This window comes from Streptomyces sp. NPDC001868, assembly GCF_040297125.1.
Classification (GTDB): Bacteria; Actinomycetota; Actinomycetes; order Streptomycetales; family Streptomycetaceae; genus Streptomyces.
Map to the genome: position 1 here is coordinate 1 of NZ_JBEOYO010000103.1, position 11,359 is coordinate 11,359.

Below are 11,359 nucleotides of genomic sequence, written 5' to 3' on the forward strand. Positions count from 1 at the left end.
GGCTCTGCCCCGGGCCCCGTTCGCGCAGTTCCCCGCGCCCCTGAGAGGGGCGCGGGGAACTGCGCGAGAAGCCCACTCGCCCCTCACGCCTCACCCGGCCATCGGTTCCACCAGGACCGTTCCCGAGGTGCGGGCCACGATGAACGATTCTCCCTTCACGGCCTTCGGGTCCAGGCCGATGCGGTGTTGGCCGGCCGGGAGGATCCCGTCGAAGAAGCGGTAGGTGTGGGGGCGGTACAGGCGGTCGAGGCGGTAGGCGGTCAGCTCCACGCGGCAGGTGGAGGTGATCTCGATGCCGGCCTGGCCTCCGGCGGCGACGAGACGGGTGAGGCGGCGCTGTTCCGCCGGGCTGCGGTCGAGGGCGTGTTCGATCTGGGCGACGAGGAGCGGGATGATCGGGGCGAGCCCGTCGACGTACGCGATCTGTATCCCCGCGCGGTCGAAGGCCCGCCGTACCGCGTCGCGGTCCGCCTCGCCGACGGCCTGGCCGAAGGCCACGGCACCGTAGGTGCGCAGCTCCTCGGCTGACACGCCGGTGGCGTCCTGCGCTATGTCGGCGCCGATTCCGATGGCGCGCAGGGCGGCGGCGAGTTTGGCGAGCACGGCGACCCGGGCACCGATGAGGAGGACCCGGCGGCGGGCCGACGGCTCGGTGGCGGACTCGCGCAGCAGGGACTGCAGGGCGCTGCGGTACTCGGGGCCCTGGAACCGGAAAGGACCGATGCCCGTGTAGCCGTTCAGTCTGAGGTCGGCCTCCTCCTCCGTCTGCCAGGCGAAGTCCCGCCACACGTAGTCCTCGCCGTCCCGCTCTATCACCGCGGTCACGGCTCCACAGGCGAGGTCGGCGCATTCGGGGCAGCCGTAGATGACGTAACGGCCGCGTGTGAGTGGTGCTTCGGCTTCCAGGAGCAGGCTGCGCACCTGGGCGGTGAAGATCGAGGGCGGGACGTCGGAGGCGAGTGGGGAGACGGCATCGAGGTCGGAGAGCCGGTACAGCAGCGGGCGTCCGTCGACGATGAAGTCCACGAAGTCCCGGTGCACTTGGTAGTCACCGTTGGCGAGGACGCCACCGGCTCGCATCGCCGGTGCCAGGCCGAAGGTCGCGTATTCGGCAGACATGGTGTGAGTATCCCCACAAAGGCAGACTTGTGAGCACGGCATGACATATTCCGTTAACGTCCCCCCGTGACCAATGAATCGAACAGCGATGTGATCGTGGTCGGTGGCGGAGTCGTCGGTCTCACGACGGCCGTCGTTCTGGCGGAGAGCGGCAGACGGGTTCGGATCTGGGCACGGGAGCCCGCGGAGCGCACGACCTCCGCCGTCGCGGGCGGACTGTGGTGGCCGTACCGGATCGAGCCGGAGGAACTCGTCGGCGAGTGGGCGCTCGACACGCTGGCCGTGTACGAGGAGTTGGCGGCCCGGCCGGACGAGACAGGCGTACGCATGGTCGAGGGCGTACACGGCGAGACGGCGTTGGACGGGCTCGGTGCGTGGGCCTCACAGGTGGCCGGGCTGCGGGTGGCGACGGCCGAGGAGCATCCGGGTGTCGGACTGTGGGCGCGGCTGCCGGTGATCGACATGCCGGTCCATCTGCGGTGGCTGCGCGAGCGGTTCGTCGCGGCGGGTGGGGTGGTGGAGGCGCGTACGGTGACCGACCTCGCGGCGGTCGACGCGGCCGTCGTCGTCAACTGCGCGGGGCTCGGTGCGCGGGAGTTGGTGCCGGATCCCTCCGTACGGCCGGTGCGGGGGCAGTTGGTCGTCGTGGAGAACCCGGGGGTCAGCACCTGGCTCACGTCGGTGGATCACTCCGAGTCCAAGAGTACGTACTTCATACCGCAGCCCGGGGGGTTGATCCTGGGCGGTACGGCGGAGGAGGACGCGTGGTCCCTGACGCCGGATCCGGTGATCGCGGAGGAGATCGTGCGGCGGTGTGCGGCGGTTCGGCCCGAGATCGCGGCAGCGCGGGTCATTGAGCACCGGGTGGGGTTGCGGCCGGGGCGGCCTGTGGTGCGTCTGGAGCGGGAACTTCTGCCGGGTGGGCGGGTGTTGGTGCACAACTATGGGCATGGTGGGGCGGGGGTTACGGTCGCTTGGGGGTGTGCGGGGGGCGCTGCGCGGTTGGCCGTGGTGTGAGCGTGCTGTTTGGGGGGTGGGTTGTCGGTCGGGTGCGGGTTCGGTGGGGGCTGGTCGCGCAGTTCCCCGCGCCCCTAAAAGATTCAGGCCCCTGCGGGCCTGAAAGGACCACGGCCCCGCAGTCCTGAAAAGCGCGGGCGTAGCCCCGGCTTTTCAGGGGCGCGGGGAACTGCGCGAGAAGCCCCACCGGGCCGATAGCCGACCGGCAACCCGTCTTTCAAGGGGCGCGGGGAACTGCGCGGTCGGCCCCCGCCGGACCCGCACCTGCCAACGCACCCCCTGGCGCCCCGGAGGTGCGCGCCAAGGTCAGTCGGGGCGGTGGCCGATGGGGTCGCCTTCGGTTTCTGTTCCCTGGCCGGGGCCGACCCTGATCTCGAATTCGCCGTCGTACCGCTTGTGACCCTCGATGACGGCGAGTTCGACCGCTTCGGAGGCCATTTCCTCGCGGACTATGACCGGATCGCGCCGCAGATCGCGGATCAGGGCGACGCACATCCCGATCATGACGAGGACGAAGGGCGCGGCGGCCAGGATCGTGAGGTTCTGCAGACCCGTGAGCGCATCGCCCTGCCCGCTGCCGACGAGGAGCATGATCGCGGCGACGGCTCCGGTGACGACGCCCCAGAAGACGACGACGAAGCGACCGGGTTCATGGGCACCGCGCTGGGAGAGCGTGCCCATGACGATGGACGCGGCGTCGGCGCCGGAGACGAAGAAGATGCCGACGAGGATCATCACCAGCAGACTGGACACCGTGGCGAGGGGGAACTCGTTGAGGACGGCGAAGAGTTGGCCCTCCGGCGTGGCCTCCTCACCGAGCCGGCCCTGCTCCTGGAGCTTCATCGCCGTACCGCCGAAGATCGCGAACCAGACGAGGCTGACCGAGCTGGGGACGAGGATGACGCCGCCGACGAACTGACGAATGGTGCGGCCCCGGCTGATGCGGGCGATGAACATGCCGACGAAGGGCGTCCAGGAGATCCACCACGCCCAGTAGAAGACGGTCCAGCTGCCGAGCCAGTCGGCCACGCCCTCGCCGCCGGAGGCCTCCGTGCGGCCCGCGAGCTGGGGCAGCTCGCCGAGGTAGGAGAAGACCGAGGTGGGCACGAGGTCGAGGAGGAGGATCGTCGGCCCCGCGACGAAGACGAAGAGCGCGAGCACCAGGGCCAGCACCATGTTGGTGTTGGACAGCCACTGGATGCCCTTCTCCACACCGGACACGGCGGAGGCGACGAAGGCCAGGGTCAGGACGGCGATGATGCCGACGAGCAGGCCGGTGCTCACCTTGTCCATCCAGTCCAGCTCCTTGAAACCGGAGCCGATCTGGAGGGCGCCGAGACCGAGGGAGGCCGCCGAGCCGAAGATCGTGGCGACGATCGCGAGGATGTCGATGACCCGGCCCCCGGCCCCGTTGGCGTGTTTCTCGCCGATCAGCGGGGTGAAGACGGCGCTGATGGTCTGCCGGCGCTGCTTGCGGAACGTGCTGTAGGCGATGGCGAGGCCGACGACCGCGTAGATCGCCCAGGGGTGCAGCGTCCAGTGGAACAGCGTGGTCGCCATCGCCGTTTCCATGCGCTCGCCGGAGCCCGAGGGGTCCGTGCCCGGCGGGGGCGAGGTGTAGTGGGCGAGGGGCTCGCTCACGCCGTAGAACATCAGGCCGATGCCCATGCCGGCGCTGAACATCATGGCGACCCAGGAGACCGTGCGGAACTCGGGCTTCTCGCCCTCGACGCCGAGGTGGATACGGCCGTAGCGGCTGACCGCCAGCCACAGGGCGAAGACGACGAAACAGGAGGCGGCCAGCATGAACGCCCAGCCACCGTTGTGGATCAGGCCGTTCAGCATCTTGCCGGAGGCGGTTTCGAGCGAGTCGGTCCAGATGGCACCCCAGAGCACGAAGGCCAGGGTGAGCGCCGCCGTCACGCCGAACACGACGCGGTCCGTCCGGGGCCGCCCGCCGCCGGGGAGACCCGCCTCCGACCCTGGAAGCGCGCCTCCCCCGAGGTGGGTGGGGCGATGATCGTGCGTCACAGGTGGAACCTTTCGGCGAGTGGCTGGAACTGACCTTCTCCTGCCCAGGAACCCCTACCACATGTGACTTCGCCCCTTACTTGTTCAACAGGTGGTGTCGGGCTCCCCCACCGTCAGGCGGTACGGCGCCCGCTCGTCGAGCAGCAGCGGGACGAGTGCGCGCAGTTGCTGGCGCAGCGGGACGAGAACGCCGTCACCGTCACCGCCGCTGTCGTCGCTCCCGGGGCGTACGCGGACGCCGTGCAGGGCCAGCTCGTCCGCGAACTCCTCGTACTGCTGTGCGGTGAGCCGGTAGCCGCAGGGCGGGTCCTGGATCACCTCGGCGGGCTCGGCCGGGTCGTTGTCGGCGCCGCCCACATAGACCGGGCCGGTGTCGCGGAGGCCGGCGAGACGGGCCGCGCCGGTCACCCGGTCGACCTGCCTGCCGCGTTCGCCGGCGAAGCCGAACAGGCCTTTCAGTGCGGCGAGCTGCGAGTTCACCCGGCGCAGATTGTTGGCCGGTTCCGGTGTGCCGGCCGTGATGGGTTCCACCCTGCTCTCGATCAGCAGCCCGACAGAGTGCTTGATTCCGGACATGTTGCGCAGGATGCGTTCCTGGCCGTCGCCCGCGACCTGGCGGATGGGATCGCCGGTGACCGGGTCGGTCCAGATGCCGTAGGTGCCGGTCGAGTAACCGGCGGCCCCGGCGGCCGGGCGTACGTGGTCCAGGGACAGGGTGCGGGCCTCGGCGTGGACGGCCGCGTCGGTGTTGAGGTTGCGCGGCCAGAGGTCGAAGAGGTCCTTGTCGTAGTACTGGGGTGTGGCGCCGTATTCGTGCAGGTCGTAGACCACGTCGGGCTTGCGGTCGCGGACGACGGCGGCGAGCGCCCGCGCCTCGGCCGTCCGCAGGGCGAGGTGGTCGCGGTTGATGTCGACGCCGTCGCTGTTGCCCCGGGTGTCGGCGGCCCGGCCGTCGGGGTTGGCGGTGGGCACGACGAGCACGGTCGTGTTCCTCAGCAGCCGCCTGGTCCGCTCGTCCTCGGCGAAGGCCAGGTCGCGGATGGTGGTCAGGCAGGCGTCGCGGCCGGAGGGCTCGTCGCCGTGCTGGCTGCAGATGAGCAGGACGGTGCGTGTGGTGGGGCGGGTGCCGATACGGACGAGCTGGAGCGGGCGGTCCTGTTTCGTCGTGCCGATCCGGGTCGTCGACACACGGTCGCTCGCCCGGTCCACGGCGGCGAGGAAGTCCCGCTCCTCCGGGTGGCTGGTCCAGCGGGCGCCGCCGGACTGCTCGAATCCGGTGCGCGGCGGGGTGGTGTCCGTCGCGTACGCGGGTGTCGACAGCAGGGGTGCGGCGAGCGCGGTGGCGATCAGTGCCGCGATACGGGCCCTCACTCGGCACCGCCCGGGACGCGGGCGGCCCGGCCCGGGTCGCGTACGCCGTCGAGGACGGAGGCCGCCGGGGCGCCGGTGCTCCCCGAGGTCGCCTTCCTGAACGCCTCGGCACCGCCGACCAGCGGGACCTTCGCGGAGGTGCGCTTGAGGTCGATGGTCAGCGTGGGGGTCGTCGACGGCGGGTCGATGAGGCCCTCGTCGGTGCCCGCGACGATCAGCGCGAGCCGGTGGCCCGCCGGGACGACGTGGTCGCTCGCGTGCAGGTCGAGGGTGATCGTGTACGGGGTGCCGGGGGTGAGCGGCGCTCCGGTGGCGGAGGAGTGGTTGCCGAGGTCGGCCCAGCCGCGGCTGAAGATCGTGTAGTCGACGTCGGCGGTCCTGGCCCGGGTCTCCCGGAAGCAGGAGCTGTCTCCGGTGGTGCTCGGGCCCCAGCAGCTGCGCTCGGTGAGGGTGGTGATGCCCTCGCCGGGGGCGGAGTGGTCGCGGATGGTGTCAGGGCCGAGGTCCACGAGGACCGCCGAGAGGTGGGCGGTGGAGGTGGTGGGCGTGGCGGTGACGGTCACCTTCGAGGAGCCGGACAGCCGCAGGTCCTCGGTGAGCGGCGGGGTGACGAAGCCCGTCTTCTCCGGGGTGGAGCGGTCGACGTACGCGGCCCAGTCGGTCTCGTTCAGCGCCGGGTTGTCGGTGAAGGTCTCGGTGCCGGTCCGCTTGCGGAGACCCAGCGTGCCCACGCCCGCCTCGCCGCCCTCGGCCGGGCGGAGGGTTGTGGCCTTCGTGGTGCGCGGCGGCCAGCTCTTCGACGTCTCCCACCGGTTCGGGTGGCGTTCGATGTCGGCCATGGGTTCGTCGTCGACGCCGTTGTCGTAGCCGAGGAGTTCGTGGTCGAACCAGCGGTGCAGGGTGTCCACCCATTCCGCGCGGCGGAAGTCGAAGGGGTCGACGTGGCCGACCTGGGAGAGCCAGATCTTGCGCTCGACGCCGTGCTTCGCGAGGGCGTCCCACCACTGGCCGAAGTGCCCGGGACGGACGTTCAGGTCCTGCTGGCCGTGGATGACGAAGACGCTGGCGTCGATCTTCCGGACATCCTTGACGTAGTTCCGTTCGGTCCACAGCGAGGTCCAGTCGCCGGTGCGCGGGGCGCCGTCGACCAGTTCCCGCTGGACGGCCCCGCACTTGGCGCGGGCGTCGGGGCTCTCGACATAGTTGGAGAGCCAGTCGGGGCCGGAGTTGTAGAGGGGGGCGCCCTTGGCGAAGTAGTAGTCGTACCAGGAGGAGATCGCGCCGATCGGGACGATGGTCTCCAGGCCCTCGACACCGGTGGCGGCCACCCCGTTGGCGACCGTGCCGTCGTAGCTCTTGCCGATCATGCCGGTCCTGCCGTTGGACCAGCCGGCCCTGGTCTTCGTGGTGCCCGTGCGGGTGGTGTACGCCCTGCCCCGGCCGTTGAGCCAGTCGACGACCGCCTTGGCGGACTGGATGTCGGAGCGGCCGCCGACGTCCACACAGCCGTCGGAGCGGTTGGTTCCGGCGAGGTCGACGGCGACGAAGGCGTAGCCGCGGGGCACGAAGTAGTTGTCGTAGAACAGCGGCATCTGGACGACGTTCCCGGCGGCGTCGTACGTCTTGCGCTGGCTCTCGTTGCCGCGTCCACAGCAGGAGTAGTACGGGCTGGCGTCCATGATCACAGGGATCTTGCGGCCCCGCCCGGCGGGTTCACTCGGGCGGACGATGTCGACGGCGACACGGTCCGGCTTTCCGTCGCGGTCGCCGTCGAGCCCGGTGTCCACCCAGACGGACTCGCGGATGGCGTTGTCGTACGAGTAGACCGGTTCGCTCTTCCGGGGGGTCGGGGTGCCGGCGACCGCCGGGGTGAGGAACGTGGCCGTGAGGGCGGCGGCCGTGGCCGCCGTCGCGAGCGATCTCCAGGTCGTGAAGCGCATGCGTCGCGCAGGTATCGGCATGCGCGGACGGTACTGCCGTCAACTCCCGTGCAAAAGAGGCCCTTTCGGGGCTCGTGGGGCTTCGGCCACGGTGTGGCTTGAAAGGAGCGTGGGGCGGGGTCGCTCATGTCGGCCGAATGGCGATCGTGTGACAGGGGCGGCCATGGACACGGCCGGGTCCACAGGGAGTGAATAGGCTCCGAACAGATTCGCGCGGAAGCGTTCCCCACCGACGCGCAAGCGCTCCCCCCCACGACTTGGAGTGATTCGTGCACCGCAGACTCATCGCCCCGGGCGCGTTCGTGGCCTCCCTGCTGCTGGCGGTCCCGGCGTCGGCGGCGGACTACGAGCCCGGCGCGCCGGGGATCGGCGATCCCTACTACCCGGCCTACGGCAACGGCGGCTACGACGTCTCGCACTACGACCTCCGGCTCAAGTACCAGCCGGAGACGGACCGGCTGGAGGGCACGGCGACCCTGCTCGCCCGGACCACCGAGGACCTGTCCCGCTTCAATCTGGACTTCCTGCTCGATGTGAGCGAGGTCCGGGTCAACGGCGCCAAGGCGGCCTTCGCCACCTCCGGTGAGCACGAGCTGGAGATCACGCCGAGGAACCCGCTGCCCAAGGGCACGGAGGTCACCGTCGTCGTCCGCTACACCGGGGTCCCGTCGTCGAAGGAGGCGTACGGCTTCACTAGCTGGCTGCGCACACCCGACGGCGGTGTCGCGGCGGGCGAGCCCGAGGCGGCCTGGTGGTGGTTCCCCAGCAACGACCATCCGCTCGACAAGGCCACGTACGACGTGTCCGTGCTCGTGCCGGACGGCTCGCAGGCCCTCTCCAACGGCACACTCCAGTCGACGAGTTCGCGCACGGGCTGGACCCGCTACAACTGGCGGTCCAACAAGCCGCAGGCCACCTATCTCGCCACCCTCGCGGTCGGGAAGTTCGACGTCACCACCGGGCGGACCGAGAACGGCATCCCGATCGTCAACGCCTACAGCAAGGACATCGGCGACAGCTACGGGGCGGCACGCGCCAGCGTCGAACGCACGGGCGAGATCGCGGACTGGCTGACGGAGTTCTTCGGGCCGTACCCGTACAACGCGCTGGGTGGCTATGTGCCCAACACCCCGCAGGTCGGGTACGCGCTGGAGACACAGACCCGGCCGTTCTACAGCCCCCGGCAGTTCGCGAACGGGTCGAACGTGTCCGTCGTCGTCCATGAGCTGGCCCACCAGTGGTACGGCGACCTCGTCTCCGTCGCCGGGTGGAAGGACATCTGGATCAACGAGGGCTTCGCGCGGTACGCGCAGTGGCTGTGGTCCGAGCACGAGAACGAGGGGACGGCGCGGGAGATCGCGGACTATGTGTACGCGTCCCATCCGGCCGACGATCCGTTCTGGACGGTCGAGCCGGGTGACCCCGGGCCGGAGAACCAGTTCCATCTGGCCGTGTACGACCGGGGGGCGCTGGCGCTGCAGGCGTTGCGCGAGGAGATCGGGGACGAGGCGTTCTTCGAGATCCTGAAGGGGTGGCCGGCGGAGTACGCGCACGGGAACGCGACGGTCGGTGACTTCGTGGCGTATGCGGAGGGGGTGGCCGGGGAGTCGTTGGGGGCGTTGTTCGATACGTGGCTGTATCAGCCGGTGAAGCCGAGTGCGGGCGTGGCCGGGTCGGAGGCGTCGGCTGCGGCCGGCGTTGCTCCCAAGGCGCCCAAGTCGTGGAAGAAGATCGCGGCGACGAACTCCGTTCATGAGCATGGGCATAGGGACGGGGACGGGGACGGGCACTGAGAGCTCGGGGGGTTCGGTTCGGTTGTCGGCTGCGGGGTCGTCGTGGCTTGTCGCGCAGTTCCCCGCGCCCCTGGGAGGAGGGCTGCGCCCCCTTTCACGGGTGTGGGTGGACTCCTGTCTCGATCGGTTCGCCGAGGATCTTGGTGGCCAGGGTCGAGGCCAGTTCCGCTGCGTGGGTGTGGAGTTCGGCCTCGGCTCTGGTGCGGGCGGCGGTGAGGTGGGCGTGGCCTTCGGTGAGGAGGGTGGTGTACTCGCGGTGGCCTTCGGCGCGGGCCTCGGCGATCAGGGCGGTGCCCTCCTCGAAGGCGCGCTGGCGGATGCGAGCGGCCTCGTGGCGCGCCTCGGCCAGGGCCGCCGACACCTCGGCCCGCTTGATCCGGGCCTCCTCCCGCAGGGCTTCGGCCTGTGCCTCGGTGCCCTTGGTCGCGGCCTCCCGTGCGTCCAGGACGCGCTGGATCCGGGGCACGAGCCGGGCGAGAAAGAGGAACACGAGGGCGAACAGCGCTGCCGCGACGACGAGTTCGCCCACGACGGGGTTCAACGGGCCGATGTCCATCGGAAGGAGATCCATACCGGTGCCCTACCCGCTGACACCCGGCAGGTACCGCGTCCCGGGCGGGATCAGTCCCCGTGGTCGTACACCGTCACCGGTATCCCGCGCCGGACCAGTCGGTCAGTGATCAGGGGCTCCACGCGGGACCACTTCCCGCCCGCGAGCCCGCAGCCGATGCGGGGCATGTGGACCGAGGCCTCCAGCTCCAGGGCCTTGTCGGCGAGCAGGCCGAGGGCCGTGTCGATGGCCTCGTAGCGGACGGGTACGCCCTTGCTGCCGGTGCGGGTGCCGTGCTGGCCTATCAGGTTGGCGACCCAGGTGTAGGGGCCGGCCTGGACGAACCGGGCGGCGCCGAGACCGAAGTCGTTGTTCGCCCGGTCGCGGTGCCAGGCGCGGTAGGAGGCCTCCGGCTCCGGCCAGCGACGGGACAGGGCGAGGACGAAGCCCTTGCCCCAGCCGCCCATGTCGTTGCAGACATGGGCGATGACCTTGACGCCCTTGCCCAGCGGCACGGTGGCGTCCCCCCGGACGTAAGTGATCCCCGACATGACGCCACCGTACGGGGCGGGACTGACAATCGGCGGCGTCCGAGGTGTCACAGCACTGGTGAGACAGCGATACTGCTGGACATGACGACCGACATCGGAGAGAGCTCCGGCTCCGGCTCCGGCTCCGGCTCCGGCTCCGGCTCCGGCTCCGAGGAGATCGTTCTCACCGTCGACGAGTTGGCCGCGCGGGCGGGGGTCACGGTGCGTACGGTCCGTTTCTACGGCACCCGGGGGCTGCTGCCGCCGCCGGTGATCGGTCCGCGCCGGGTCGGGCACTACGGGCGGGATCATCTCGCGCGGCTCGCGCTGATCGAGGAACTCCAGCGGCAGGGCATGACCCTCGCGGCCATCGAACGGTATCTGCGGCAGCTGCCGCCGGACCTCACCCCGCGTGATCTCGCGCTCCAGCGGGCGGTGGTGGCCTCCTGGGCGCCGGACGCGGTGGAGACGGTCACGTGGGAGGAGCTGGACCGGCGGGCGGGGCGGCGGCTGGGTGAGGAGGGGGTGGAGCGGCTCGTCGCGATGGGGGTGGTCGAGCGGGACGGTGAGGGTGTTCGGGTGGATCCCGGGCTGCTGCGGCTTGGTGTTGAGCTGCTCGACGTGCCCCTGTCCGAGGAGTCGATCCTTGCCGCGCGGACCGTGCTGATCGAGTACTCGCGGGCGGCGGCGCACGAGTTGTCTCGGGTGTTCCGTGACGCGGTGGTGGAGCGCGATCCGCAGGCCGTGAAGTCGCTGTCTGCGCATATGCAACCCCTGGTCGTGCAGGCGTTGTTGACGACCTTTCAGCGGTCGTTGAAGGACGAGCTGAGGGAGTGGCTGGCGGAGTCCTGACGAGCCCGGCGGGGCGGGGACCGGCCTTTCCTCGCCCCCGCCGCCCCTACCCGTCCCATCCTCAAGGGGCTGCGCCCCCTTGACCCCCATCCGCGGGTCCGGTGGGGCTTCTCGCGCAGTTCCCCGCGCCCCAGAAGGGGCGCGAGGCCCCCATCG

General features: G+C 70.5%; 9 protein-coding genes. 3 read left to right on the top strand and 6 right to left on the bottom strand.

Annotated elements, in window-relative coordinates; translation table 11 throughout:
• Window positions 1-90: 90 nt before the first annotated feature.
• Window positions 91-1,119: an oxidoreductase gene (locus ABT147_RS46140; protein ID WP_351418322.1), complete on the bottom strand. Its 1,029-nt coding sequence runs from the start codon at window positions 1,117-1,119 to the stop codon at window positions 91-93.
• A 66-nt stretch (window positions 1,120-1,185) separates the two neighbouring features.
• Here ABT147_RS46140 and ABT147_RS46145 point away from each other — a divergent pair, with 66 nt between their 5' ends.
• Window positions 1,186-2,136: an FAD-dependent oxidoreductase gene (locus tag ABT147_RS46145; RefSeq protein ID WP_351418324.1), complete on the top strand. Its 951-nt coding sequence runs from the start codon at window positions 1,186-1,188 to the stop codon at window positions 2,134-2,136.
• A gap of 306 nt (window positions 2,137-2,442) precedes the next feature.
• Here ABT147_RS46145 and ABT147_RS46150 read toward each other — a convergent pair whose 3' ends face one another.
• The 3 genes from ABT147_RS46150 to ABT147_RS46160 form a co-directional block, all read right to left on the bottom strand.
• Window positions 2,443-4,167: a BCCT family transporter gene (locus ABT147_RS46150; RefSeq protein WP_351418326.1), complete on the bottom strand. Its 1,725-nt coding sequence runs from the start codon at window positions 4,165-4,167 to the stop codon at window positions 2,443-2,445.
• A gap of 84 nt (window positions 4,168-4,251) precedes the next feature.
• On the bottom strand, window positions 4,252-5,538 hold the full coding sequence (locus ABT147_RS46155; protein ID WP_351418329.1) for a M14 family metallopeptidase: 1,287 nt from the start codon (window positions 5,536-5,538) through the stop codon (window positions 4,252-4,254).
• Window positions 5,535-7,499, bottom strand: coding sequence for a Xaa-Pro dipeptidyl-peptidase (locus ABT147_RS46160; protein WP_351418331.1), 1,965 nt, complete (start codon window positions 7,497-7,499; stop codon window positions 5,535-5,537). The genes ABT147_RS46155 and ABT147_RS46160 overlap by 4 nt, the downstream gene beginning before the upstream one ends.
• 248 nt (window positions 7,500-7,747) lie before the next feature.
• On the opposite strand from ABT147_RS46160, the gene ABT147_RS46165 reads away from it, so the two are divergent.
• The gene (locus ABT147_RS46165) at window positions 7,748-9,271 is read left to right on the top strand and encodes a M1 family metallopeptidase (RefSeq protein WP_351418333.1); all 1,524 of its coding nucleotides are present in this window, start codon (window positions 7,748-7,750) and stop codon (window positions 9,269-9,271) included.
• A 94-nt stretch (window positions 9,272-9,365) separates the two neighbouring features.
• Here the strand turns inward: ABT147_RS46165 and ABT147_RS46170 are convergent, their stop codons facing one another.
• Both ABT147_RS46170 and ABT147_RS46175 read right to left on the bottom strand, forming a co-directional pair.
• A complete protein-coding gene (locus ABT147_RS46170) occupies window positions 9,366-9,842 on the bottom strand; it encodes a F0F1 ATP synthase subunit B family protein (RefSeq protein WP_351418335.1) in 477 nt (158 codons plus the stop codon).
• 50 nt (window positions 9,843-9,892) lie between these two features.
• A complete protein-coding gene (locus ABT147_RS46175; RefSeq protein ID WP_351418337.1) occupies window positions 9,893-10,372 on the bottom strand; it encodes a macro domain-containing protein in 480 nt (159 codons plus the stop codon).
• Window positions 10,373-10,453: 81 nt separating this feature from the next.
• Between ABT147_RS46175 and ABT147_RS46180 the strand changes: the two genes are divergently transcribed.
• Window positions 10,454-11,203, top strand: a complete 750-nt coding sequence (locus ABT147_RS46180) for a MerR family transcriptional regulator (protein ID WP_351418339.1) — start codon at window positions 10,454-10,456, stop codon at window positions 11,201-11,203.
• Window positions 11,204-11,359: the final 156 nt, after the last annotated feature.